Annotated in this window: 34 protein-coding genes; 12 read left to right on the forward strand and 22 right to left on the reverse strand. The window is 49.9% G+C overall.

The genetic code is table 11. From position 1 onward, the window contains the following. Positions 1–105 precede the first annotated feature (105 nt). The 3 genes from B9G79_RS09480 to B9G79_RS09490 are packed head-to-tail and all read right to left on the reverse strand — an operon-like array spanning position 106 to position 1,763. Positions 106–399 (reverse strand): hypothetical protein, encoded by a 294-nt coding sequence (locus B9G79_RS09480; protein ID WP_088565300.1) that lies wholly within the window; start codon positions 397–399, stop codon positions 106–108. Continuing rightward, positions 400–1,362 carry a class II fructose-bisphosphatase gene (gene glpX / locus B9G79_RS09485; RefSeq protein ID WP_011164372.1) on the reverse strand — a complete coding sequence of 321 codons (963 nt, stop codon included), beginning with the start codon at positions 1,360–1,362 and terminating at the stop codon, positions 400–402. Then, positions 1,341–1,763 (reverse strand): acyl-CoA thioesterase, encoded by a 423-nt coding sequence (locus B9G79_RS09490; RefSeq protein ID WP_088565301.1) that lies wholly within the window; start codon positions 1,761–1,763, stop codon positions 1,341–1,343. The genes glpX and B9G79_RS09490 overlap by 22 nt, the downstream gene beginning before the upstream one ends. Positions 1,764–1,821: 58 nt before the next feature. On the opposite strand from B9G79_RS09490, the gene pgsA reads away from it, so the two are divergent. Then, the gene (pgsA, locus tag B9G79_RS09495; RefSeq protein WP_011164370.1) at positions 1,822–2,382 is read left to right on the forward strand and encodes a CDP-diacylglycerol--glycerol-3-phosphate 3-phosphatidyltransferase; all 561 of its coding nucleotides are present in this window, start codon (positions 1,822–1,824) and stop codon (positions 2,380–2,382) included. 182 nt (positions 2,383–2,564) lie between these two features. Here pgsA and B9G79_RS09500 read toward each other — a convergent pair whose 3' ends face one another. The 3 genes from B9G79_RS09500 to B9G79_RS09510 are packed head-to-tail and all read right to left on the reverse strand — an operon-like array spanning position 2,565 to position 6,328. Beyond that, complete coding sequence (locus B9G79_RS09500; protein ID WP_088565302.1) at positions 2,565–4,124, reverse strand: DHA2 family efflux MFS transporter permease subunit; 1,560 nt, start codon at positions 4,122–4,124, stop codon at positions 2,565–2,567. Positions 4,125–4,145: 21 nt separating this feature from the next. Then, positions 4,146–4,994, reverse strand: a complete 849-nt coding sequence (locus B9G79_RS09505) for an HlyD family secretion protein (RefSeq protein WP_088565303.1) — start codon at positions 4,992–4,994, stop codon at positions 4,146–4,148. 11 nt (positions 4,995–5,005) lie between these two features. Continuing rightward, positions 5,006–6,328 (reverse strand): TolC family protein, encoded by a 1,323-nt coding sequence (locus tag B9G79_RS09510; protein ID WP_088565304.1) that lies wholly within the window; start codon positions 6,326–6,328, stop codon positions 5,006–5,008. Positions 6,329–6,415: 87 nt separating this feature from the next. Between B9G79_RS09510 and B9G79_RS09515 the strand changes: the two genes are divergently transcribed. Together B9G79_RS09515 and B9G79_RS09520 are read left to right on the forward strand one after the other, a co-directional pair. Beyond that, entirely contained in the window at positions 6,416–6,874 is a 459-nt protein-coding gene (locus tag B9G79_RS09515; RefSeq protein ID WP_157678766.1) for a MarR family winged helix-turn-helix transcriptional regulator, read from the forward strand. A gap of 12 nt (positions 6,875–6,886) precedes the next feature. Continuing rightward, positions 6,887–7,360, forward strand: a complete 474-nt coding sequence (locus B9G79_RS09520; protein ID WP_088565306.1) for a nucleoside deaminase — start codon at positions 6,887–6,889, stop codon at positions 7,358–7,360. Here B9G79_RS09520 and B9G79_RS09525 read toward each other — a convergent pair. Continuing rightward, positions 7,357–7,704, reverse strand: a complete 348-nt coding sequence (locus B9G79_RS09525; RefSeq protein WP_088565307.1) for a putative quinol monooxygenase — start codon at positions 7,702–7,704, stop codon at positions 7,357–7,359. The genes B9G79_RS09520 and B9G79_RS09525 overlap by 4 nt on opposite strands. Positions 7,705–7,886: 182 nt before the next feature. On the opposite strand from B9G79_RS09525, the gene B9G79_RS09530 reads away from it, so the two are divergent. Then, a complete protein-coding gene (locus B9G79_RS09530) occupies positions 7,887–8,258 on the forward strand; it encodes a hypothetical protein (protein ID WP_088565308.1) in 372 nt (123 codons plus the stop codon). Between the two features lie 8 nt (positions 8,259–8,266). Here the strand turns inward: B9G79_RS09530 and B9G79_RS09535 are convergent, their stop codons facing one another. The 8 genes from B9G79_RS09535 to B9G79_RS09570 all read right to left on the reverse strand — a co-directional run bounded on the left by B9G79_RS09535 (position 8,267) and on the right by B9G79_RS09570 (position 13,404). Next, positions 8,267–9,529 carry an APC family permease gene (locus B9G79_RS09535; RefSeq protein WP_232468517.1) on the reverse strand — a complete coding sequence of 421 codons (1,263 nt, stop codon included), beginning with the start codon at positions 9,527–9,529 and terminating at the stop codon, positions 8,267–8,269. Next, positions 9,529–10,194, reverse strand: coding sequence for a hypothetical protein (locus B9G79_RS09540; protein WP_088565309.1), 666 nt, complete (start codon positions 10,192–10,194; stop codon positions 9,529–9,531). Before B9G79_RS09540 ends, B9G79_RS09535 begins: the two co-directional genes overlap by 1 nt. A 75-nt stretch (positions 10,195–10,269) precedes the next feature. Beyond that, positions 10,270–10,578 carry a hypothetical protein gene (locus tag B9G79_RS09545; RefSeq protein ID WP_088565310.1) on the reverse strand — a complete coding sequence of 103 codons (309 nt, stop codon included), beginning with the start codon at positions 10,576–10,578 and terminating at the stop codon, positions 10,270–10,272. Positions 10,579–10,613: 35 nt separating this feature from the next. Further along, positions 10,614–11,153, reverse strand: a complete 540-nt coding sequence (locus tag B9G79_RS09550; RefSeq protein ID WP_088565311.1) for a hemerythrin domain-containing protein — start codon at positions 11,151–11,153, stop codon at positions 10,614–10,616. A gap of 149 nt (positions 11,154–11,302) precedes the next feature. Continuing rightward, a complete protein-coding gene (locus B9G79_RS09555; RefSeq protein ID WP_157678767.1) occupies positions 11,303–11,572 on the reverse strand; it encodes a hypothetical protein in 270 nt (89 codons plus the stop codon). Between the two features lie 33 nt (positions 11,573–11,605). Then, positions 11,606–11,788 carry a hypothetical protein gene (locus B9G79_RS09560; protein WP_088565313.1) on the reverse strand — a complete coding sequence of 61 codons (183 nt, stop codon included), beginning with the start codon at positions 11,786–11,788 and terminating at the stop codon, positions 11,606–11,608. A gap of 353 nt (positions 11,789–12,141) precedes the next feature. Then, positions 12,142–12,519 (reverse strand): hypothetical protein, encoded by a 378-nt coding sequence (locus B9G79_RS09565; RefSeq protein ID WP_088566838.1) that lies wholly within the window; start codon positions 12,517–12,519, stop codon positions 12,142–12,144. A gap of 132 nt (positions 12,520–12,651) precedes the next feature. Further along, complete coding sequence (locus B9G79_RS09570) at positions 12,652–13,404, reverse strand: hypothetical protein (RefSeq protein ID WP_088565314.1); 753 nt, start codon at positions 13,402–13,404, stop codon at positions 12,652–12,654. A 148-nt stretch (positions 13,405–13,552) separates the two neighbouring features. Here B9G79_RS09570 and B9G79_RS09575 point away from each other — a divergent pair, with 148 nt between their 5' ends. Both B9G79_RS09575 and B9G79_RS09580 read left to right on the forward strand, forming a co-directional pair. Beyond that, positions 13,553–14,029: a hypothetical protein gene (locus B9G79_RS09575; RefSeq protein ID WP_232468518.1), complete on the forward strand. Its 477-nt coding sequence runs from the start codon at positions 13,553–13,555 to the stop codon at positions 14,027–14,029. A 103-nt stretch (positions 14,030–14,132) separates the two neighbouring features. Further along, positions 14,133–14,480: an FKBP-type peptidyl-prolyl cis-trans isomerase gene (locus tag B9G79_RS09580; protein ID WP_088565316.1), complete on the forward strand. Its 348-nt coding sequence runs from the start codon at positions 14,133–14,135 to the stop codon at positions 14,478–14,480. Between the two features lie 12 nt (positions 14,481–14,492). Here the strand turns inward: B9G79_RS09580 and B9G79_RS09585 are convergent, their stop codons facing one another. Together B9G79_RS09585 and B9G79_RS09590 are read right to left on the reverse strand one after the other, a co-directional pair. Further along, positions 14,493–15,236: a DUF4423 domain-containing protein gene (locus tag B9G79_RS09585; protein WP_088565317.1), complete on the reverse strand. Its 744-nt coding sequence runs from the start codon at positions 15,234–15,236 to the stop codon at positions 14,493–14,495. Positions 15,237–15,396: 160 nt separating this feature from the next. Continuing rightward, positions 15,397–15,798, reverse strand: coding sequence for an alpha/beta hydrolase (locus tag B9G79_RS09590; RefSeq protein ID WP_232468520.1), 402 nt, complete (start codon positions 15,796–15,798; stop codon positions 15,397–15,399). Positions 15,799–16,126: 328 nt separating this feature from the next. On the opposite strand from B9G79_RS09590, the gene B9G79_RS09595 reads away from it, so the two are divergent. After that, a complete protein-coding gene (locus B9G79_RS09595) occupies positions 16,127–16,567 on the forward strand; it encodes a hypothetical protein (RefSeq protein WP_088565319.1) in 441 nt (146 codons plus the stop codon). Here the strand turns inward: B9G79_RS09595 and B9G79_RS09600 are convergent. Then, entirely contained in the window at positions 16,564–17,289 is a 726-nt protein-coding gene (locus B9G79_RS09600) for a response regulator (RefSeq protein WP_088565320.1), read from the reverse strand. The genes B9G79_RS09595 and B9G79_RS09600 overlap by 4 nt on opposite strands. A 231-nt stretch (positions 17,290–17,520) precedes the next feature. Between B9G79_RS09600 and B9G79_RS09605 the strand changes: the two genes are divergently transcribed. The 3 genes from B9G79_RS09605 (at position 17,521) to B9G79_RS09615 (ending at position 19,774) form a co-directional block, all read left to right on the forward strand. Next, positions 17,521–17,703, forward strand: coding sequence for a hypothetical protein (locus tag B9G79_RS09605; RefSeq protein ID WP_088565321.1), 183 nt, complete (start codon positions 17,521–17,523; stop codon positions 17,701–17,703). Positions 17,704–17,922: 219 nt separating this feature from the next. Continuing rightward, a complete protein-coding gene (locus B9G79_RS09610; protein ID WP_088565322.1) occupies positions 17,923–18,687 on the forward strand; it encodes a DUF4423 domain-containing protein in 765 nt (254 codons plus the stop codon). A 10-nt stretch (positions 18,688–18,697) separates the two neighbouring features. After that, the gene (locus B9G79_RS09615; protein WP_232468522.1) at positions 18,698–19,774 is read left to right on the forward strand and encodes a hypothetical protein; all 1,077 of its coding nucleotides are present in this window, start codon (positions 18,698–18,700) and stop codon (positions 19,772–19,774) included. A gap of 30 nt (positions 19,775–19,804) precedes the next feature. Here B9G79_RS09615 and B9G79_RS09620 read toward each other — a convergent pair whose 3' ends face one another. The 4 genes from B9G79_RS09620 to B9G79_RS09635 form a co-directional block, all read right to left on the reverse strand. Beyond that, positions 19,805–20,272: a hypothetical protein gene (locus B9G79_RS09620; protein ID WP_088565323.1), complete on the reverse strand. Its 468-nt coding sequence runs from the start codon at positions 20,270–20,272 to the stop codon at positions 19,805–19,807. Between the two features lie 121 nt (positions 20,273–20,393). Next, a complete protein-coding gene (locus B9G79_RS09625; protein WP_232468524.1) occupies positions 20,394–20,690 on the reverse strand; it encodes a hypothetical protein in 297 nt (98 codons plus the stop codon). Positions 20,691–20,766: 76 nt separating this feature from the next. Then, complete coding sequence (locus B9G79_RS09630; RefSeq protein WP_088565324.1) at positions 20,767–21,984, reverse strand: hypothetical protein; 1,218 nt, start codon at positions 21,982–21,984, stop codon at positions 20,767–20,769. A 154-nt stretch (positions 21,985–22,138) separates the two neighbouring features. Then, positions 22,139–23,674 (reverse strand): sigma-54-dependent Fis family transcriptional regulator, encoded by a 1,536-nt coding sequence (locus tag B9G79_RS09635; RefSeq protein ID WP_088565325.1) that lies wholly within the window; start codon positions 23,672–23,674, stop codon positions 22,139–22,141. Between the two features lie 179 nt (positions 23,675–23,853). Between B9G79_RS09635 and B9G79_RS09640 the strand changes: the two genes are divergently transcribed. Next, the gene (locus B9G79_RS09640; protein WP_088565326.1) at positions 23,854–24,036 is read left to right on the forward strand and encodes a hypothetical protein; all 183 of its coding nucleotides are present in this window, start codon (positions 23,854–23,856) and stop codon (positions 24,034–24,036) included. A 61-nt stretch (positions 24,037–24,097) separates the two neighbouring features. Then, a complete protein-coding gene (locus tag B9G79_RS09645) occupies positions 24,098–24,514 on the forward strand; it encodes a hypothetical protein (RefSeq protein WP_088565327.1) in 417 nt (138 codons plus the stop codon). Positions 24,515–24,530 lie beyond the last annotated feature (16 nt).

Raw genomic sequence — 24,530 nt, forward strand, 5'->3', positions numbered from 1 at the left:
TCGGCTTTTTGGGCACAAAACTAGATGAATATTATGAGGACCAGCTCATCATTGCGGCTTCACAATCAAGCCACACTGCCGCCGTCTCAAAATGAACCACCTAGATTACTTTTTCTTAAACAACGCTTCGGCTGCAGCTCTTAAGGCTGCTTTTTTATCTTCTGCGGAATTGGCCCCTTTGCGAGGCGTGAAGTAATCGCAGAAGTTGGCGCGGTCCTTTTCACGGACCACGTCAGCTTGAGTTTCGCGGCATTCGTTGTAGACCTTGGGATCATAGTGCTCACAGTTTTTGCAAACATGAACATCCGCGCGGCAGTGAGGACACTCATCGCGACGGCCGACATTCCCGGGGAATGTCAGCTCTTTATTGCAGCTAAAACAGTGCAGCGATGTCGCCATCTATTTGCTCGGCTTGCGGGAAAGGTCGTGGAAGGCTTCAATGGTGCGAATCGTCCCGGTCTGGGAACGCATCACTACGGAATGACTTTTCGCTTTGCCATCCGGAAGGAAACGCACACCCTTCAGGAAAGGACCATCTGTCACACCCGTTGCAACAAACATCACAGACCCGGAAGCCAGTTCATCCACGGTGAATTTCTTGTCCAGATCCTTCAATCCCATGCGAGTGGCGCGAGCACGCTCTTCTTCGTTGCGGAATTTCAAACGTCCCTGGAAGTCACCGCCAAGACACTGCATGGCTGCGGCAGAAATCACACCCTCTGGCGCGCCACCGACACCCATCAAAAGATCGATACCAGAATCCGGCCATGCCGCACCCACTGCTGCGGAAACGTCACCGTCCCCGATCAGATGAATGCGTGCGCCGGTTCTGCGCACTTCCGCAATCAAAGCCTCGTGACGAGGGCGATTCAAAATAACAACCGTCAGATCGTTCACCGCTTTATCCAAAGCTTTGGCCACGGCGTGAATGTTTTCAGTCGCGGATTTATCAATGTCGATCACACCTTTGGCCGCAGGACCACAGGCTATTTTATCCATGTAGGTGTCCGGAGCGTGCAGGAATTTTCCTTTTTCAGCCACCGCAATCACAGAAATAGAACCCACACCACCCGTAGCACAGATCGTTGTTCCTTCCAGTGGATCCAAAGCAATGTCCAATGCCGGCGCATCACCTGAATTGGTGCCGACTTTTTCACCGATATAAAGCATCGGAGCTTCGTCGCGCTCACCTTCACCGATCACCACGGTGCCATCCATATTGATGATGTCGAAAGCTTTTCTCATGGCGTCCACAGCGGCAGCGTCTGCAGGTTTTTCTTCACCACGACCCACCCAGCGGGCGGAAGCCAGAGCAGCTGCTTCGGTCACACGTACGAATTCTAAAGCCAGGTTTCGATCCATGGTTCTTTCTCCAATTCTTTATTCACAATGGCTTTCATATCTGCCGGAAATCTTAATAGTTTTAAATCCAACCCCAGGGGGACGTGAACAGTCTTTGCAACCGAACACACTTCGTTGTTGCGGCCATGCAGACGGTACTGGAACACCAGTCGGTTGCCTTCCGTGCGCGCCTGCACTTCGATTTCAAGATCGTCCCCAAAGAATGTGGGTTTCACATGTTTTACTTGAGTTTCATAGACTGCAAAATGACTCGCCGAACCCGGCTTTTGGTAATCCAGCAATCCATGAGCGTGCGCCCAGGCCACACGGGCTTCCTCGTAAAATCTCAGGTAATTGCTGTGGTGAACAATTCCCATAAGATCTGTTTCGTAAAACTGCACTTTGTGACGATGAATAAACATTGATTCTTTCTAGTCTAAATTGCTACCTTTAGTCCAGCGCGAAGCGATTGGAGTGTTTGTGGCAGTTACAGAATTTCAGAAGAATCTTCCAACAAGAATCACCTTAAGCCGGGTGTTCTTTGTGCCTGTTATTGTGGCACTGATGTGGCCCAACACTCTGGGCTGGAATGTCGCTGCTGCCTGCTTTTTCATTCTGGCCTCCATCACTGATTACTATGATGGCTACTATGCCCGCAAATACAACGCCGTCAGCAATTTCGGCAAATTCATGGATCCCATCGCCGACAAAATCCTGGTCACCAGCGTCCTAGCCATGCTGCTGGCCCAGGGCAAAATCGACGCCTGGATGGTGATCATTATCCTGGCCCGGGATAACTTTATCGGGGGCATTCGCTCCGTTGCTGCGGCAGATCAAATCATTATCGCGGCCAAACCGGCCGGCAAATGGAAGACCGCCATGCAAATGGTGGCCATTCCTATTGTAATTATTGGAAATCTAGAGCCCCATATCCCTTATTTGGACAAAATTGGGTACGGAGTCTTGTGGGTGAGCGTCATTTTAAGTATAACAAGCGGAGTTGAGTACTATTTAGGCTATCTAAAAAGTCGTAAAGACTAATGGACACATATGCTTTTGCAGCTAACCCCAAGTAATTGGTTCTTCATTTTCCTGGCTTTGCTTCTGTGCAGCTGGGTGAAGCTGTCTTCCGGTAAGCCGCAAAGTCCAATCCAATTTGCCAGCGCCACAATCATCTCGGCAATCAGATAAAAAAAAGCCCTCTTTCCTGAGGGCTTTTTTGTTTAGTGCGCATCCACCACCGTATTGGTTTTGTTTTTAAAGCGGATCAAGGCCAGCGGGATGAAGGCGGTTGCAAAGATAATCATCATCAGGAACATCAACTGGCGGAAGCTTAGCATGAACACCTGATTCTGAATGCGCCCATAAAGACTTTTTAGCGCCGCCTCGTTCCCCGTCGCCATCCCCAGCCCCTCACTCATTTTAGAACCCAGCGTGTTGGCTGCTCCGTAATAAGCACTTTGAGTGTTGGCGTTCAAAAGAGACACCTTGGAAGTCAGATCCAAATAGTTTTGATGGCTGTTTTTGTTCAGCATCGTTCCGATCAAGGCAATCCCCACGCTGCCCCCGATTTGACGGGACAGGTTTAACAACCCCGACACTTGCCCCATCTCAACACCTTTAAACTGGCTTAAGATGCTTGAGTTGATCGGCACAAACAAAAAGGCCATACCGAACCCGCGAATAAAGAGCATGCGCAAAATCTCGCCTTCCGAAGAAAGCGGAGAAAGCAAGGTCATCGTGTACAGACACACTTCCAGGGACAGAAGGCCCACAAAGATCAGTTTTCTTGGGTCCACCCCTTGCACCATGGCCCGGCCAATAAACGGCATCAATGCCGCTGTCAGAATCGAGCCCGGGATAAACAGCACCCCGATCTGGGTCGCATCATAGTGAAGAGTTCTGGAAACAAACACCGGAAGGATAAAGACCACACCATAAAGGAAGAAGCCGATCATACCCATCAGGAACACGCCGTTACTGACTAACGGCTGCAGGAACAGACGGACGTTGATGATCGGATTCTTCACTCGCAGCTCCCACCATACAAACAGCGGCAATGCGACAGCCGCGATGATGGCATTGAACAAGATAATATTCGAAGCAAACCAGTCATCCGCCTCGCCGCGCTCTAAAACATATTGAAGACATCCGATCCCCAGCACCAGGAACGTCAGTCCCCAGATGTCGAGTTCAGATTTCTGATTTTCTTTACCCGGTTCTTTTTCGCGATCAAAGATAACCAGACTTCCGATAAACAGCGCCAGCAAGCCCAGGGGAAGATTGATGTTGAAGATGGATCTCCAGCCGAAAGTATCAGTCAGATAACCACCCAGCACCGGACCCAACGCGGGTCCAATCATCACACTCATCCCGAAGATGGCTCCGGCAATGCCGGCCTTTTCTTTGGGGAACTGTTCATAGATCAAAGTTTGCGACGTTGGTAGCAAGGCCCCGCCTGCAAGCCCCTGAAGAATGCGGAATACAGTCAGCGTTTCCAGATTGGGCGCCAGACCACAGGCCACCGACGTCAGAGTGAAAAGCGCGATACACCCCAGGAAATAAACGCGGCGACCGATACGTTCGCCCAGCCACGCCGATACAGGAAGGATGATGGCATTGGCGATGGCGTAACCGGTGATCACCATACTGATGTCCTCCAGGGTCGCCCCCAGATTTCCCATCATCGACGACAGCGCCACATTCACGATGGACGCATCGACAATTTCAAGCAGGGAAGCCATCACGGCCACCACGATAATCAGTACGGATTCTCTTTTCATACGGCCCTCGAGTGTGAGGATTTAGTGCTTGTGCACTTTTACGAAAGCAGAAAGACCCGCCTTCAGGGCTTCCACTTGCTCAGCAGTGACGTTTTCAAAACGGATTTTCACCGGCACACGCTGCACCACTTTGGTGAAGTTCCCAGTGGCATTGTCCGGAGGAAGCAACGTGAACGTCGCACCGGTTGCAGAACTGATGGACTCCACCACACCAACAAAACTGTGGCCGGAAATCGCATCCACATCGATATTCACTTTCTTACCCGGAACCACACCCTCGATTTCAGTTTCTTTGAAATTTGCCGTCACCCAGCGTTCACCCGCGTCGACAAAGCCGACCAAAGGAACACCCGGGGAAGCCAACTGCCCCACCTCGGCGGCACGTTTGGCAATAAAGCCGTCGGAAGGGGCAAGAATTTTAGTGTTCTGGAAATTCAGTTCTGCCTGGGCCACTTGGGCGCTGACCGCCTCATACTTGGCTTTCACTTCGGCCAAAGAGGTTGTCGTGCTGTCATACTGCTGCTGGGAAACCACGCCTTTAGAGAACAGTTCAGAAATGCGGCGAAGATTCTTGTCGGCGTCTCTTTTCTTGGCCTCTAAAGAGGCCAGCTCGCCTTTGATCTGACGCAGGTGATTTTGATAGTCACGATCGTCGATCTCGATCAGCACATCGCCTTTTTTAACTTTCATACCTTCAGTAATATGAACAGCGTTGATATAACCACCCACTTTGGCAGCGATCATCACCGAGTGCGCTTCGACCTGCGCGTTGTCAGTCGTAACGTACATCATGTGTTCATACAGAAAATATCCTGCAACCAGCACCGCCACAGTTCCGAAACCTGCCAATAACTTTTTCTTTTTATCCATTGTCCTGATCCTTAATTAAAATTAACCAATTGCTGACCGGTGCTAAGCTCCAGATTGACGATCGCTTCGATCGCCCCGACCTGGGCATTCACCGCCCCCGCGCGAGCGCGGTAAAGTTCGGCCTCGGCATCCAACACGTCCGTATTGGTGCGGGCCCCGACCTTCTGACCTTCGCGGGCCAGACGAACACTTTCCTCTGATTTGGAAATATCGTTCAAACGGGCTTCATAGACTTTGCAGTAATAAAGAAACTTCTTTTTCCACATGTCGAAGTCGCGCTGACTTTTCAGCTCGGCCTGACGCACGGTCTTTTCGGCCTGGTATTTCTGTTCAATGCTTTGCTTGGAACGGGAAATCGAGGTCATTCCGTCGAACAAATTCCAATTCAGCATCACACCAAACTGATACGCATCACGGAACTGATCAAAATCATCAAAGCGATCATTGCGATTGTTGTAATACTGATACTGACCAATCAGCGAAATGCGTGGCACCCAGTATTTTTCCGCAGAATCCTCCTGATGCTTAAAACCTTCAGCGCGCAAGCGCAAAGCCTGCAGATCCTTGCGATCTTCCAGGGTCGCATTTTCCAGCTTTGCAACCACATCCGGACTCAATCGCGGCAAAATCCCATCAACTTCCGCCACATCCTGATCCATTCCCAGCGCCTCACTCAAACGCCCACGGGACAGCTCGACATTGTCCGTGGCATTTAAAAGTTCGGATTGGGCCTCGCTCATCTGCACCTCGACACGCAAAACATCGTAATTGGTCGAGGAGCCGACCTTTTTAAAAAGACGCACGTCTTTCAGGTGATCTTCCAGGGCCCGCACGTTTTGTTCAGCGACGGCCTTTAATTCTTTCGCCGCCAGAGCCTTATAAAACAGCACCGTCACTTCCCGCTGCACTTGAAAACGAGTCCAGTCGAAATCATTTTTCGCGGATTCACTGAAAGCATTAGCACTCAGATAACGATTCGTGCTGGCAAAGCCATCAAAGATGGACCACTGGGCCGTCAGATAGGCATTCGTGGTTGGGACCACCTGGGGTATTGCCAAAGGAACATTGTTAAGATTGACGTCGACCAGCGCATATTTCTTGTCAAAGAGGTAACTGGCCTGGGCCGACAGTGTAGGCAAGAAGCCCGAATAGGACTCTGTCTTTTTCCAGTCGGTTTCACGGTATTGGGATCCGGATTTTTGCACTTTTGGAGAGTTGTTCAGAGCTTCATTCACGGCGTCCTGCAGATGCAGACCCGCTGCCTGAGACTGGAGAGAAGACCCCAGCAACGCACCAACAACAAGAACTTTGCCGTAGTTTTTCATTGTGATCATAAGCCACCTAATCTTTATTGGTTGTACGCCCAAATGGTTTGCGTTGCAAACGGTTTGTGTTACAATCTTTCAAACAGGAGGCTTACTTTGAAAAAATCATCACCCCCCACCAACTGCGATGCCACCTCGTTTAATCCCGTCCTGAAGGCCTACTTCGGGTACTGTCTCAATAAGTGTGCACTTCGATACAAGGACATGATGGGACGCGCCCTGCTTCAACATAAGATTGTCGGTCCCCAACTGGGAATTATGAAGCTTCTTCAAGTTCAGGGCCCCAAGAGTCAAATCGCCCTAGGGCAGGAAATGTATATAGACAAAGCCTCGATGGTAAAATTCATCGATGGCCTGGAAAAACTGAAGTACGTGCGACGTGTTCCGGGCGAGCAAGACCGCCGCATCAAGGTCATCGAACTGACGCCGAAAGGCTTGAAAGACCTCGATGCCATCGCCAAAACTCAAAGGCAGGTGGAAGATGAATTCCTTTCACCGCTGACAAAGAAAGACAAAGACCTGCTGAAAGAAATCCTGCCGAAACTTCTTACATAAAGAGGAGTCCTTATGAACAGCGATCAAATCCGTTTTTTGGAAATGGCTATCAACCTTGCCGCTGAGAACCTGCAGGAACACCACGGCCGACCTTTTGGTGCGGTGCTGGTTAAAAATAACGAAGTCATCTCCACGGGTGTGAATCAGATTCTGCTAACGCAGGATCCAACTTCGCACGCAGAGCTTTCGGCCATCCGCGCAGCAAGCCAGGTGCTAGAAAGCCCCCGCTTGGATGGCTGCGTGATTTACGCCAGCGGACAACCCTGCCCCATGTGTCTGGCAGCGATGCACATGACCGGAATCAAAGAAGTATATTACGCGCTTTCAAACGATGATGGTGAGGCCGTGGGACTTTCCACCGCACGCATTTACGAACAGATGCAAAAACCCCTCGCCGAACAATCCATTAAAATCACCCACACCCCCCTGGTTGGAGCCAGCGACCGTCTGTACGAAGGATGGAAGCGCCTTCAGCAAAAAACTTAAGGCGCATAGGCTTCCGGAGGAAGCTCACGGGCACTTTTGCCTGAGCCTGGAAGTTTATCAGCGATCACATCAATCTGCTCGATGCGTGGTTCTGCAGCAAATAAATCCGGCGACTGAGCAAAAAGAGCTTCGGCCACTTTCCCGGCCAAATGAGCTTTGCGACCGGATTCATCCGGGAAGGCATCAAAGATCCCAAATTCATGCGAATTCAGCCTTAAAGCGAACCACGCGGTGGTTTCAGGCTCGTCCTCCACCAGTGCAAGGCCGTTCTTCAAAAATCTTTCCACTTCTGCTTCTTTGCCGGGCTTGGCCTCAAAGCGAACCAACAATGCACATTGAACCATAAAAGACCTCTCTTGTTGCCCTTGAGTACATGCTATTTTTCTGCGAACACCAAGGGGCAAGAAGAACCTCTGTCACCTCTCACGCCAACAACATGGCCGAACTCAAACTTTGGACCTGTGATCTTCGCAAAAATACAAATTGGAACTTGTTAATTGGTTGGCAATGAAAGCAAACTAAGAACATGAAAACACTTATCATGATTGCCGCCCTGATTCTTGTTGCGGGCTGTTCAAGTCAGCCTAAATCAAATTCCACCCCAGAGGCCGAGCTGCCAAAAGCCTCACCACCTCCCGGAGGCGGAACGCGCATGTATGAGGGGGCCGCTCCGACAGCGATTGAAGCTTCTCCGTCGAAGTCCATTCCCGTGGTCACAGAAAAAAGAAGCTGCGACACTCCGCTGGGAACAATTCCAGACGGTGGCAAAGCCACGGGCTGGCTGAAACCAACCGTGCCCCCTGATGAGATCTGCATTTCAGACACGTTGACTTGCAAAGACGGAACCTGGTCCGGTCAGGCGATCTATCCGACCTGCAAAAAAGAAAAAGCCAAATAGTTCACTTTTCAGGCGCGGCGTCTGTGCAGCGCCTGATACACCAAAAGCACAAAGATCACGATCCCAAAGCCCACGTAATACACCTGTTCTTCAAAATGAAATAAAAAGAACAAAGCAATTCCCGCCGCCAACAGAGGCAGCACAGGCCATCCCGCGATGGCCCCCGGAACCCGAAAAGGTCTTTTTCGCGCCGGATCCTTGCGCCGCAGATAAACCACCGCCGCGTTCACGATAATAAAAACCACTATCGTCACAAACGAAGAAACACTGGCAATAATCTCGATTTTCTTAAGAGGCAAAAACAACAAGGTCAGTGCAAAAACCAAAAGCGACGCCAACCACGGGCTTTGTCGCTTGGGTAAAATCGCCGAAAACATTTTCGGCAGATCCCTGCCCCGGGCCATCCCCAGGCAGATCCGACTGGCAGCCAACAAAGCAATCATCACAGTGTTGGCCGTGGCAAACAAGGCAATGCCCCCCAGAGCCCTCGCCGCCTCCGGCGAATGCCTCATCAGGGCGTCACTTAACACAGCATCTGACTTTTCCAAATCATCTGGACTCATCATTGCCAAGGCCGCCAGACCGACAGTCACATACACCACCGTGGTCAGCGCAAGACTGATCAATATGGCGCGGGGGATGTTCTTCTCTGGCTCTTTGGCCTCTTCGGCCAGGTTCACCATACTTTCAAATCCCAGGTAGGCAAAAAAGATCAATGAGGCCCCGTTGACAATCCCCCAGCTTAAAGGCGCCGAGAGGGCTTTGCCGAAATCAGGCTGCTTTAAACCAGCATAAATGAAAATCAACAAACCTGAAAGCTCGACCAGGGTGAAGACAATATTCATCCAGCCCGACTCACGCACCCCCCAGATATTCACCAGCGTAAAAAAAATCAGCACGGCGACCGCAATCAGAGCTTCCGGCGCCTTGAAAAAATCCTGGAGATAGGCCGCAAAAGAAAGAGCCACTGTTGAAGCCGTGCAAATCGCAGCAAATATCATCAGGCAACCACACAAAAAAGAAAGGATCTTTCGTTGAGGAAAGATCTCTTTCATATAAACATATTCCGCTCCCGCCTTGGGGAACAGGGTCGAAAGCTCAGCGTAAGAAAGAGCCGTCAGCAAAGCCGCCACTGCAGCCAGCACAAAACTAAGCCACAGCCCCTCGTGAGCGACCCCGGCGGCCTTTCCAATCACCGAATAAACCCCCGCCCCCAGAATCATGCCGGTGGCGTAAAAAATCAGCATTAAAAGGCCCAGCGATTTCTGCACTAGTACCCCTCTTCGATTTCCTGCTTCACGCTCATAACCAGGCGGTCCTTGTTGTAAATGTATTCCGTCGGATACAGGGCCCCGCCATCAGTTCGCAAAGAGGCCAGAATGCGCGCGTAAAGCTCGGCTGCGTGCAACCCCTGATCAGCCACATTTTTAAACTTTGAACGAACCTTGGAGCTGCGCTTGCTGATGTTCACATAAATAATATCCATCCGCAGCTCCACCTCATGCGCCACACAGGGAAGATCCACGGGCACTCCGCACTTGCTGTCTGCCGGAACAAAGTCCGTCACCTCTTCAGTGAGGTCAGCAATAGGCCCTGCAGGATTGGCGGCCAGATTTTCAAGCCGGGTGGCGATATACAGAATTTTACCGGCATAGTGATCTTCGCGCTGCTTTTTGTTTTTCAGATAAGTGTGAGTCTGTGCCGCGGAATTGGAATAGGATTTATAAGCTGTCTTATAACCATTCAGGTCTGACACCAGCAGCAGCCTGTCGATTTCCGTGATCTGTCCTGAATTAAAAAGCCCCTCCACCAGTTGGATCACCTTTTGGTGGGCCTGATCCAAAACCAGATCCGCCTCTTTCGGGGTGGCGGCAAAGAGCTGAAAACTGAAAAGAAGAACACCAAGGGTCGTTGAAAGACAAAGGCCGTGCGCCATAGGTCACCTCTTTTTTTTCTCAGTTTAGTGGCATTATTTGCTGATGCCAGCTTGAAAGAGAAAATACAAGAGCGGTTAAAAGTCCTGCAGGCCCAGAATCTCTTTGCAGGTTTCCATCTGACGATCGATTTCGACAAGCGCCTTTTCAAGCTTCAACATGTCACGATCATCCAGATCGGCTTCCATCGCCGCAAGCACAATGGGATGCTTTTTGAGCCATTGCCCCTGGCGGGAAGCGTAGTTTTCAGGAACACCGGATCGCAACGCTGCCATGCGGGCGTCGCGGTCCTTGAAAAACTCCACTATAAATTTCAACGTCTCCAGGGTCAGAAGCTTTCTGTGGGCCTTCAGACGCGACGAAAATCCCATTTGCCTGATACGCATGGACGTCCCCTCTTGTACGCCCACAGCTTCTCACCTCATGCGGATGGACGCAAGCCCTCTGACGGAATCTTACGCATCGGATGGGTGAATATCTCGACATCCTCTTCAAGAGCATCATCAATCATGGTTTTATAGCGCTCCTTCAGGGCGGTCATCTGTTCCGCGATCTCTTCGGCCTCCGCATCGGAGAAATGCTTTTTAGCGACCTTGAAGATCTCACCCTCCTCTTCTTCAACGTGATGATCCACAAGCTCACTCAGTACGGTCAGCTTCGCCTTCCAGGCATCCTCGTTGACACTGATTCGCGACAATTCATTCAGCAACAACGCAATAACGTGATGTTCCTCCTGGCCTTCCCAACTGAGTTCTTCGGACTTTTCGTCCCGGGCCAGCGCTTTCAGCGGCTGATAGAAAACCTCTTCCTCGGATTTGGAATGAGCGGTCAGTTCGGTGCGTATTTTATAAAACACCTTTTCCGCCTCAAACAGGTTGCCGTCATCCAGGGCTCCCTGCGCCTGCTCGAACATCTTTTTCACCTCACGATGATCCTTCTTTAAAAGTTCGTAAATTTGCATAGAGTCCCCCTTTGCACCTTATGATTTTACAAAAATCCCCGGCGCCAGGGTGATTAAAACCAGGAATAGTTTTAAACAACAACTGCCGGGACGTTTTTATGTCACACAGGAAAAAACAACGAACTGCCGGGAGTCAACCCGTGCAGCCGTCAGTGCCAGCCATCACCATGCCCACTGCTCCACGACGGCGGATCACTGGCCGGGAAGGAATCCTCTGACGACGTATCGACTTCCTGCTCTTCGCGCGGATGAGCAGAGTCAGACTCACTCCGTTTGGAATGACGGTACTTGTTGAAAAAATAGAGACCGACGGCCGCCCCGCCAAAAACTCCCAGCAGTGCCGTCAGCGGAAAACGTCGGGGTTGGGAAAGGTTCGAAGCAAATTCATCCATAACACCTCCGTAACAAAAGAGAGGCATCAATGCCCCCCTTTTGCAATTATCAGACTTTCATCACTCTTCCATTTCCTCATCACGTGAGTATCTTTCAGTGGTCGAGCTTGAACTTCTGTTGTCTCCCTGGTTACGGGAAGGCTGTTGTGATCTTTCGGTTCTTTCCGCAGGTTTGCTGGCAGGCTGTTTTACACTGCTGCTTTTATCCGCGGATGTTTCGTTAAAGTTTTTATTGGTTGCCATAAAGACCTCCCTTTAAACCTACCCTATGATAAGCCCCGGAGAGTCAGATGATACTGGACCGCTGTGCAAAAGCAGCGATATCACCAGCCCAGTGTCCAGAAAATAAAAAAGCCCGCTGCATTAGCGGGCTTATTCACGGCCACAGTCTACGGCCTAAGTGGGCCTAGTCCAAATGTGCCAGGCATTCTAGTACGGATGGTCCGAACAGTTTCACTTTTAGAGATTCAATAAATCCCATCATGGAAGCCTCCTTTTTTCGTCATTGCTTCTTGAAAGCAATATACTCAAAAGTCCTCCAGACCGCGACTGCGTAGTCGGAATCCAGATATGCATGTTTTGCATATCTGAATGACTTATTGCTTAGCGATCATGCACTGGGCCTGAACCGCTTTTTTGTTCACCAAAACAGTCTGAACAAATTTGCCGTTTTTATCGGTGTAGGATTTGTAGCCCACAGACTGATCACCGGAAATACCCCAGAACTCAATGATCTCCAGATCGAAGTCTGTGTAGTACTCGCCCGCTTTGTAGAAGATGTAAGATCCATTGGCATCTGCCTGGAACGCCTCAACGCCGGCACCTGCTGCCGCCACAAAACCTGTCACCTTGCGACCTTCAACAATCAGGTTCGCAGTAATCTGGGCGTCACCCCCCACACAGTCCACCTGCATCACAGCGGCTTGCGCCGTCGCAGACAAAGACAAGAAAGAAACAAAAGCAGTCAGAAGCATTTTCACAGGAAAACCTTTCGTTAAAATTTCCAATTTCCTCTTCACGCCAAAAACTATACGAACAATAAATGCCCGGCTCAATAGATGCCGCAGCTCTGAAAAGCGCATTGTGGACGGAAACTCACGGAACGATCAGGTCAGTTTTGAGGAAGACGGAAGAGTCGCTTCGGTGTCCGGAGCGGACTCCTTCAGCATTGCAAAAACGGCATTCTGGAAGCACACCAGGGACTCCCCGGCCTCAGAGTCAAACTCGGCGATAAACTCGCGCTGGAAGGCCCGCAAACGCGCAATAGCCTCTGGCAGGCGCGACCGTTCCATGCGGATGAAGTTGGTCGAATACTGGCGGGACTCTTTGGGAACCAAATCAAAGGATCGTTCCAGCAGACCCAGAACTTCCTGGTGCATAGATTTGGGATCGGGCCTTTCCGGAACCCCGGGCTCCAAAGCCAGAACCTCCGCGGTCTTCATCCCGAGGATCGGCCCCAGCATCTCGGCGAGACTTTCGGTGTCCTCAAAGCGAGGCATGCGAAGTCCTTCGCGCACGATATAGCGAGCCAGAGAGTTTTTCTTATCCCCGTCCAGATGATTCAGAACCATGATTCGCAGGGTGCTGCTTTCGATGGACTTTTCATACTTTACCAGATTGGTGAAATGATTCTTCTCAAGCTCCGTAAACTCGAAATACTGGCACATGGTCCCCAGCAGCTTGTCACCGATATGTCTTTTGCGGTTCAGGATCATGGACAGGGCCGACGGATACGAAAGGCCCAGATGACGAGTCCACACGGACAGACTCCAGCCCGCGCGATTTTCACTGCGCCAGTTGTTATAGTCCGCCAGAAAGGCGCGATAATCCTTATAGTTCAGAATATCAGACTTGTTCATCGTGGGACCCTTATACCTCAGGGTCCCGCCAAGCGTTCACAAGTTTAGTGAACGTTCACAAAGGCTGTGAAAGGTTTTCATGGAGCACCGCTTGTCCGGGAAAAATATCTATGTCAAACATCTCGACATCAAAACAAAAGGAGTTTTTATGAAACTGATGATCGCTATGCTTATGATGTTGCCGACTTTGGCTACTGCTGCCACTGAAATCGTTTACAACAGCTCTTCCAACCCATACATCCCAGCTCGTGGCTATGTTACCGCACAGCAAATCTGCCTGAACGCAAACAAAGACTCTTTCAAAGTCTTCGTTGCCCAGCACACTGTTGAAACCTGCGAATCTGTAAAAACAGACTACTCTGACTCCACTCGTCCTAAAAAAGTATGCGTTGGCCGCAAAATGGTCACTGTTCCTGCGACAACAAAAACTGTTTCTGCTTTCACTAAAAAAGAAGTCTGCCAGAAATGGAACCGCAATGACTCTGCTTACCCACGTTGCGTAAGCTCTGTTATGAAAGACACCATGTACTCCACTTCCTACACTCAGTACAAATATGAGCAGGCTGACTGGAGACGTGAACGTCCGATTTCTTCTGTGAACAAATACATCGAAACTTGCAAATAAGCCCCTCTGATCAAGGATCTTTGCAAAGGCGCTGGCTGAAAAGTCAGCGCCTTTTTTATTTTCACGATTGCCCAGCCCCCCACACATCTCGTAGGATGCCCTTATGACATCTGAACTGCCTGAAGTAAAAATCACCGACACTGTTATTGGAACCGGCCAGACCGCCAGCAAGGGCGCTTTGGTGTTTTGTCATTACGAAGGGTTTCTGGAAGACGGCACCAAGTTTGATTCCAGCTACGACCACGGCCGCCCTTTTGAGTTTGTGGTGGGGTCCAAAAAGGTGATCGCCGGCTGGAGCCTGGGATTTCTGGGCATGAAAGAAGGCGGAAAACGGACAATCTATGTGCCGTCACACCTTGCCTATGGCGAGCGCCAGATTGGACAGTTTATTAAACCTCATTCCAATCTGATCTTTCACGTGGAACTGATCGAGGCCCGCCCGCGCGAATAAGGGCGGCCCCCATCACTTGACCGGCACGGTCAAAGGGAAGAACTGAATATTCAGGTTGTAGACCTCGGACGGTTCACCCTCTTCTGCCAGCAAAGAAAGACGCTGGCGGAACTTTTTAATGAGCGCCTTGACCTCTGTCATCTTCTCGGGATTGAAAGCCAAAGTGATCGCAGAATAATCGCGACGGTCCGGAGTCGTGACCTTAAGAACCTCAATGGCTTTATTCATATCAGAAACATGGGCCTGGACCAGGGCATGACTGGGAATATCGGAAGTTGTGCCCAGACTTGCCACTGTGCGCACGAATATGTTCCCATGCATCTTGATAAAACCAAGATTCATCAGCAGATCCAGACTGTGCTGTACTTTTTCAACCGGAATGCCCAGGCGCTGGCTGATCCATTTTTCGCTGGATTGAAATTGCGGGATACGCATCAGATTAAGAATCGCAAAATGCTCCCAGCTTGAAAGAAGCTCCAGTTGCTGTTCGGTCAGCCTTTTTTGCACATTGAATTTGCGGGAGCGGGTCGCAATCATCGCATAAACCTGATTGCGCTCTTCAACCCCCAGTTCCAGACCCAGAACAATCTTGCTGGCATAGAACTCACTCAAAGGCCGCTTGCCGTGCATGAGCTCATTCAGGCATCCGGGAGAGATCGCGACTTTTTTTGCCAGGGAACGGAAAGAAAAACGTGGATTTCGTTTTTGAATTTCATCGAGTTTGCTTTTCAAAAAATTACCGAAGGGATTCGACATACATCTCCAAAAAAATCTTGAGAAATTCTTCAACTTTTTTGGCTGCACTTGCAAGCCTTATCTGTTCGTTTAGTTCCTCGTGCCCCCGAGAGGGAACACATCCTTACTCTCAACGACATTCACGGAACAAAACCATCATGGGAAAATTGATTTGCGAGAATCACTTCAGCACAGACAGCACGGCCTCCCAATAAGCATCAAACTCAGAGAGATTGTTGTGATCTCCACCCGGAATCAGAACGTATGTGCTCCTATTGGACTTTTGAGAAAGTTTATAACCCATCTCGGCGGGAATAACCTGATCGTGATCACCATGCACAACCAAAATGGGTGCTTCCACATTTTGAATCCACTGGACTGACGGCATCGAGTACTTCAGTAAAACCTGAGGGAACCAGGAAAACCTCAGTTTCGCCATTTCATACAAACTGGTGTAAGGTGTTTCCAGAATCACCCCATCGACTTTGTTGTCGACGGCTGTTTTCACCGCAATTCCAGAACCAACCGAGCGACCGTAAAGAAACAGTCGAAGACCCGGATAGTCCCGACGAATCTCGTTCACGAATGCCTGCGCAACATCCAGCAGTTGCGGCTGGGAACGAACCGACCCCGTGCTTTTACCAAATCATCCCTTTAGGCGTAGGCACTTTGAAAAGCACGCTGTGAACTTGAGCTTCCCCGGCCGTTAGAACTTTTTCCTGATAATCACCGGAAAACTGAAATTTATAAGAAAATCCCAGATTTTTCATGTTCTCATTGTACGCCGAAACAGTTTTTAATGTAAATTGCTGGTAATATCCAATGACACTCTGTCGCTCTTGGAATCTCAGCATTGACTCCCGACACACCCGCAACAACCATAGAAGCACGTTCCAAACAAGGCAGGTCCTATGAAATCAACATTGTTTGCATTGGTATTGTCCGTAGGCCCGGTCGCCGGGGCCGACAGTATTGTGTGCACCTCTGAAAACTGGGAAAATGAAAAAATCGTCTTTTCAGCGGATTTCCAGGAACTTCGCCACGATATTTATGATGAAAACGGCAACATCTTCAAGTCTGAGATCCTGCACGGCGCAGGACTTGTCGGTGGGATCAACATTCATCCGAAAAACGACTCCTGCGATCAAAGTGTTTTTGAATTTAAAGGCATCAACCAGGTTCTAACCACCTGCCAGCTCGACAAAGAATCCCACGGTTTTGATTATCTCACCGTGGACTTCCGTTATGATCAGGACAAAAAAGTGGGATACTATATCGTCAACTCCTATTATCAGTCCGGCACTGGCAATCGCAGCCTTAACTTCAAGGACTGCCGCGAGCAGTCCTTTTAAAAGTAAGACGAACTGAATCGACCATCTGAAGAGCTGACATTGGAAAGCCGCGAAGACGTTCGCAAAGTATACCCGACGCCCCGTACAGTGTATATCATCCGCTGATTAAAGCCCTTGTCGATCTTTGCGCGCACCCGGCACATCAACACATCCACAATATTTGTGTGCGGATCAAAATGATAACCCCAGATGTGAGACAGAATCAGCTGTTTGTTCACGATCTTGTCAGGGTGGGACATCAAAAGTTCAACCATGCGATATTCGCGATCCTGAAGATCTATGATCTTTCCTTCGCGCGAGACCTCGCGACGGATGCGGTTTAAATGAAGGCCCTGGCAGCGAATTTCAATTTCCTCTGCCTGCGAAGAACGTTTCACCAGATTTCTGACCCGGATTTGCAGCTCAAGAATCGAAAACGGCTTAGGCAGATAGTCATCCGCACCCCGGCTTAAACCTTCAACCCGGTCACTGGTTGCACTGAGGGCACTGACAACAAGAACCGGCGTGCTGATATTATTTTTGCGCAGAGCCTGAATCAAATCACTGCCTTTCATCCCCGGCATAAGCATATCAAGAATGATGATGTCATAACGATCCACCAGGGCCGCTTGCAAACCCTTGTCACCATCAGCGACGTACTTCACATCATAGCAGATACTCACCAGGCTTTCGATAATGTGACTGGCGATTTCCTGATCATCTTCTATCAATAAACACTTCATGAAAAACTCCTTGATGCGGGACTGTTCAGTGCGTGCATGAAGCCTACACACAGTTTATGCAAAGAGCTTTTTAAAAATAAAAAATGAATGTCCACCACAACTGGTGGATTCATAATAAATAGTCCAGTAAAAGTCGTGAACTCTGTCTGAAATCACGAAGGTAACGATATCACCCAGAGAATAAAAAGATTAGGCTGACTTCAGAAACCATACAACCACAAGGAGGCAGTTATGGCAGACAATAACCAAAGACCGAATCAAGGGTCCCAGCAGAATCAGGGAAATCAGGAAAGAGAATCCAACCAAGGGCAGCGTCAACAGCAGCCACAACAGGGCGGTCAGACTTCTGAACGAAGCAGCGGCGGCGGTCAACAGCAGCAGCAACAAGGCAACCGCTCCAGCACCAGCAGATAGATTGCAACAACAGGACAGGGGGACGAAGACTCCTCTGTCCTGTACTTTACCTGGACCTTATTGGGTTAATAGACTGTGCGCACCCACGACATTTCCGCAGAGCAGTTCCTTACATTTTGGAAATGTCGCCTGTTATAATTTCAAATGCCCGAATGAAAGTGGCTGTTCCCCAATGTAATCTTGCTCGAACTTCGAGGGACTGCTACTTCTGCGACCCTTATGTCGGGACTTGAGAATCTGCCTTACTTTGCACTCAAACTTCAGGAACAGTTTCTGGCCAGGAAAGCCCGGAACAAGCGCTATTCCCTGCGCTCCTATGCGCAGTTTCTAGAGATCAACCCCGGCACCCTGTCTGCGATCATCAAAGGCAAAAGACTTGTGCCTTTGCAGGAAGCGGCCAAGGTCATGCATAAGCTTTCTTTAGCCCCGAAAGATCAGGAGCAGTTCCTGCTCAGTCTTGGAGTGAACAAACCACCTGCTGAATCATCTTACAAATTGGATCCCAGCCGCTATGCCGTGCTTTTTGATGAGTGGGAGTATTTTGTAATTCTGGCCGTGTTTCGTCTGGCGGATTTTAAAAGCACCACAGCCTGGATTGCCAACAAAACCGGAATCACCGAAGCCCGCGTGGATGAGTGCCTCGAAGTCCTGCAGAACCTGCAGGTCATCTCCCGTAAAGGCCCGACGTGGGAACGCAATCACAAGAGCCTGTATTCACCTCATGACATTCCCTCCCGATCCCTGCAGCAGGCTCATTTAAACTCCCTGGAACTGGCCCGACAAATGATTTCGCGTGTGCCCGTGACGGAAAGAGACTATTCCTTCCTGACCGTGGCCCTGGATGAAAAAAGATTTAAAAAACTGAAGAAGCTGACCCTGAAGTTTCGCGATGATGTCTTTGCTCTGGATGAACAATCCAAAAAAGGTCAGCTCTATCGCGTGAACCTGCAGTGTTTCCCCATTCTGACCCCGAAACCCAAATAGGAGCTTCATCATGACGACACTGATTCATCTTCTTTTTTATTCTGTGATGTCTTTGGCCGGTGGCGACTGGGTCGGTAACGGGGGCAATGTGATTGCCTGCGGGGATTCTTTGCGACTGCTGGATTATTATGAAGCCGAAGAGCAGCGCCGCATCCCCCTGGATCTGGGACCGGAACATATGAGCTTTCAGCAAAAGGTCTATTATGTTCTGCATCGACTCGAGAACGTGAATCCGACCCGGGCTAAAATGTATAAAAAATGGTTCAGGACCTTTGATGAAGAAACCCAGTGGTTCTTTATCGGAAAATTTCTGCCCATCCGCGATTCCGGCGTGGTGATCATCCCCGAGGAGTGCGAAATCAAGCAGGTCGCAATCCAGCGTCCCAATGCCCTGATCATGCCCGGGGACCAGCGCTATGTGATTGACCTGCGTTTGTTCGAAAAGCTCAGTGAAGACGACAAAGCCGGTCTGGTGCTGCATGAGCTGATCTATCGCGAAGCCATCGAACTGGGCATCGCCTCATCCCCCGGAGTTCGTTATTTCAATCAGGTTATCAGCTCTTACCTGATGAAGTCTTTCGACAGTCGCATGATGTTGGATCTGGTGCGCACGGCAGGACTGAGGCACGTCGATTACCACGGATTTGCAGTGGGACTGGAGGCCGCCCAGTATTACGAAGACGGAAATATCAAAACCGCCATGGTCTGGGGTGGAAACCTGCTGGGGCAGAATATCACCGGGAAGTACGTCAATTTCTATCCAAACGGTAAAATTGAATCCTTCCTGTACACCAGCGCGGATGAATACAGGTTTACCATCAATGGTCAGGCCCTCCCGATGGACTATGAAGGGCCTTTGTCGCGAATGATTCTGCTGAAATTTCATGAAAACGGAAGCCTGATGTCGGGATCTGTAAGAAACAAGACCCCGTTCATCTTAAACGGCAAGACGGTTTTGCTGTCGAATCTGAACGGGGCCGTGACCTTCTGGCCCAATGGTCAACTGCACACAGGAACCATAGAAAGCTCTGAGTACAGCGGCCCCCTGGTTTTAAGCCAGGAAGGTTCCCAGATCGTGAAGCTCTGAGCGCCCCTCCCGCTCAGAGAACACTCGCTCTTAGAAAGCCTGAAGAAATGTGGCCCCATTTCGAGTGGTCACGATGATCTGATAAACCCCACCGTCATGAGCGTAAAGTTTCAAAAGGAAGTTGCGCTCGCCCGCTGCCAGGGCGTCAGAATAGAATTCCAAAACAACCTGATGAGAGAACTCATTGACGCGGAAGATGCGCGGAGAAGCCGCGATCGCGTGCACGTCACTCAAATCAGCCAAAGAAGGTTTTGCGAAACGATTGGAGGCCTTGGGAACCACTTTGTTGCCTTTGCATTCCGCATCCAGCACGTGAAGAATAATCTGGGTGGTGTAAGCCTTTCGGATCACCATAAAAACTGACGGAACCACAAGATCTTTGGCATCCCCCTGTTTTGCACAGTAGTACTTGGCATACGCAGGAGCATCCAAAGACACTGTCTGAGCGTGGGCAGATAAAGAAATCAAAGCGACGAAAGACAATACAAGAATACGCATAGTTTCCTCCAAAAATGTGAACGGAGGAATATCCACGATTCAGGCATCAATAAAGAAAAAACCTGCCAGACAGCAGGTTTAGGTAATAAAGTCGTTGCAAACACTGGGGCTTGCAACACTTTTAGTTCTTTTCACAAGTGATCTTTTCTTTCTCGCAGAATGACAACAACGTACGGCTTTGGCATTTTCCCATGGCGTCTTTGCGCGCATCGTCTTCCGTTTTACCAAACCCAAAAAAGCGTGTGCCCTGGGAAACGAGCTTGCAGGTGAAGGTTTCAACAAGTTTCGGACCATCGCCAGACATATCCAAAGCCAAAGTCCCCTTGTTGGGATTTTGGTCCGCGGGATTGATGACCTTAAGACCGCACCCGGAAAGTAAACTGCAAAAGACAAAAAACTGCATCACTGAATTTTTCATAGACTCCATGCTATCAGCCCCTTTCAGGATTCAAAGACCAGAAAAAAGGGGGCCGAAGCCCCCGCCCTGATTTTAGTTACTGAACATCATTGAAGTTAACACTTGTGAAGCCCAAACCGGTCAACTGGGAAACCCAGGCTTGAGTCGATGTGTACTGCGTGCTTGGATGCAGGTTGAATTTGAAGCTCGCCTCCTGGGGAAGTTCAATACCAGGATTGGCACTGCAATCCGCCTGATCCGATGCATGAGTATAACAACGGTTGTTCACGACTTCAGAGTATTTGGTCGCATCCCCCAGATCCGCACTGGTGTTGGAGTTCACCATGAAATAGCGCGCCTTCAGACCGTTTGCCAGACTGCCTTTGATGGTGGAAACACGAGCCGAGAACCAGTTGCCGTCGCCATAGATTTCCCCGGCGATAGCTTCGATCTTGGATACGGAGGTGATTTCACCATTGGTCATGCCCACCTGAGCCAGCAGGCGCTCGTGACGGGACCAGCCGCAAGTACCACCCTGCTCAGCACACTGGAAGCGATCACCACGACTTTCGTACTTCAGCTCTCCGGTCAGCAAATCAAAGCTCGCTGCAAATGTGCCGGACTTGTTCGGGCTAACAGATGTCTGGTCGTCCTGGGTCAGGAACTCCATCTTGGTGCCGCTGAGTTTCGCCGCCACTCTGTAAATACCCATTCCCGGAATGCTCATGGAAACCCCGGAATCATAATAAGTGTTAAAGAAGGCGGGCTTCGACGCACGCACAGTGACAGTCATCGCCTGCACCTGCATGTTCTCTAGCTGCTGAGCTGTGAAACAGGACGTATCCGGCGTCACATGAACCTGCCGTTCCTGATCGTCATAAACGATGCCCACTTTTTCAAGCATACAGGAAATGGCTTTGATCTGCTGGAACGAGCCCGGAATGGAATCCGGGGAACCGCTGTTTTGAGCAAGCTTACAATAGAACAAACGCGACGGGTAATCCGGCCCCTGACTGTCCATATAGCCGCCTTGTTCATCCAAAGGCATCGCGTGTTCATTACACAAAGCATTTACATTTTGTGCCTGAATCTTGCCTTGAACGGCCTGTCCTTGATTGTCGCTGACCAGGCCATTACCCACTTCAACGATAACTCCCTGAACCGCCCCCACCACAGTGGAAGGCTTGTCAGCAGATACCGTGACTGACGGTGATTCAACGACTTCATCCACTTTACCTTGGCAGGCCACCAGGGTTGCGACATGGAACAAAACAGCTACGGCCAGGACTTTTCTGATTTCGTTATTAAAGATCACGAACTCTCTCCTTGTTTAAAGTTTCACGCAATTTCGTCTGCGCTACTTTCCTTAAGGCAAGGATCCGGCCAACGGCTAAGTCCACAATTTCACTACAGTCTTAAAACAAGACGCCCACCGTGGTTGTCAGGTTGGCGCCAACTGTTGGTGGGAACTAGGCGGGTTTTTTAATCAGTATCTTTCTAAGACCTTCACGGGAAACACCCAGGCGACGGGCGGCCTCGGATTTGTTACCCAACGACCCTTGAATGGCCCGCTGGACAAAATCGGATTCAAATGCCTCACGTGCTTCGCGCAAGCTCAGGTTTTCATAACGTTTCAGCGAGTCTTCCTGAGAATCCGGAACCACGACTAATTGCGGCCGCGCCCTGAACTGGAAATCATCCGGCATCAACAACGCCCGGTCACCGGCTGACAGACAGGCACTTTCAATTTTGTTTTCCAGCTCGCGAATATTTCCCGGCCAGTGATAGTCGATCAACCGCTCCAGGGCCTCGGGACTGATATTTTTAAGCTTCCAGCCGCGCTTGTTGTGCAGTTGTTCTAGGATCGCCTGAGCCAACTCAGGAATGTCTCCTTTGCGTTCTCGTAGTGACGGGATCTGCAGATTCACCACGTTGATGCGATAGAACAGGTCTTCCCGGAATTTCTCCTGCTGGATCTGGGTTTCAATATGCTTGTTGGTCGCGCAGATCAAACGGAAGTCCACAGCCTTCGGAGATTCGGTGGACCCCAGTCTTTGCACTTTCCTTTCCTGCAAAACCCTTAAGAGCTTTGCCTGCATTTCCACCGGCATTTCGCCGATTTCATCCAGGAACAGCGTGCCCCGGTGAGCCAGCTCAATCTGCCCCTGTCGAGCCACCGTGCCGGTCGCCGCCCCCTTGACCACCCCGAAGAGTTCAGCCTCGAACAGGGACTCTGGGATTGCCGCGCAGTTGATCGCGATAAAAGGTCCATCACGGCGGCTGGAATGATGATGCGCAAGTCTTGCGATCACCTCTTTCCCGACCCCGCTTTCACCGGTGATCAGGATGTTGGAATCAGACTTTCCGAAGTCCTCGATATGATCATAGATCTTTTGCAATTCAGGAGCTTTCGAGTGCAGGCTGACCGAAGAAATACTTTTACGCCAGATGTTCTTGCGGTGCTCGATGGCCGATTCAGATTCTTCATTCTTCTGATGAACCTCATAGTTTTCAAAAGCCACGGCCGCCAGCATGGACAAAGCCTCCAGCGCGTGCTGGTCTGATTCATCAAAGTCCCCGTCGGCTTTATTTAAAACCTCGATCACCCCGATGACCTTGCCATCTTTCCAGTGCAAGGGAACAGCCAGAACCTTCTCCGTCTGATAGCCCGTCTTGCTGTCGACACCCAGATAGAAGTCGCTGTCCTGAGCCACGCAGTTTGAGAAATGACTTTTGCGGGTTCGGAAAACTTTCCCGGCAATTCCCTGATCTGTATTGATCACGATCGTCTGATTGCGGATGCCGGTCGCAATATAGCTATTCAGATATTTGAAGTGTTGTTCCAGGTTGATTTGCGAGTCAAAGAAGATGGTCCCGCGATCGGCACCAGTAGCCTGAATACACAGATCCAAAATTCGCGAAATGAGACTTTCCCCCGCCTGTTGTTCAAAGAAAATTTGCGCAGAGTCGCCTATAAACTTTAGAAGATCATGTGATTTTGACATGTTCTTGTTATCGGCAGGTCCTGCCAACCAAAGTAGGCTGCCAACTGCACTTTCCACATTTAAGCCACCAATTGTGGGCGTTCCATTTTAAGACCTAAAAGTTTTCAAGCCCTTACAGATCGGCCCGGGATTAGCAGTTTAAGTTCATGAAACTTTGGAAATAAACAAAAGGAATAAATATGAATAAAGAAAACATCCCCCAACAATTAGATCGCATGGACCGCGAACTGAGATTCCTGTGGCAGGAAGCCCACGAAGAAACCGTTCAAAGCATCAAAGAACGAAAGCTGAAGCAATACTATGAACTGTTCAAAGCCTACAAAAAACAAAAGCAGTTTCTGACCGCTCTTGAGGCCAAATAATGAGCACGGTTCATGCACTTTAGACGACTGATTGAGTTTAAATTAAAACAAAGGTTGTCTTATGAGAGCGTCGATTGCCGCTTTTTGTCTATTGGCTATTTCTTCTACATCCCTGGCTTCCACGGTGAAGGTCATGGATCTGGGGTTCAATTGCGAACCTTCCGTTTCGGATGTGTTTTGTCTGGAGCAGGCCAAGAAACCTAATTCAGGATACCTGAACGGAAAAGTCAAAAGCGCCACGCTGGTCAGCAACGCCGACTTTTACAACAAGTCCGGGGACTTGATCAATGCCTCCCCGGCGATCGTCGTCGTCACTGAAAAAGGCAAAATCGTTCTGACCAAAGAAAGCGCCCTTCGCCTGGGCATGACCATGGGTGATTTGCTGAATGAATTCGCTTCCCCAAAGTCGAACATCATTCTTCGCTATAACGACGACAGCAGAATCTTAGGATTGGTCTTAGCCATCGAGAAAAAATAAGTCCGCGCCGGTCCAA

The sequence above is a fragment of the Bdellovibrio bacteriovorus genome (assembly GCF_002208115.1).
Lineage (GTDB): Bacteria > Bdellovibrionota > Bdellovibrionia > Bdellovibrionales > Bdellovibrionaceae > Bdellovibrio > Bdellovibrio bacteriovorus_C.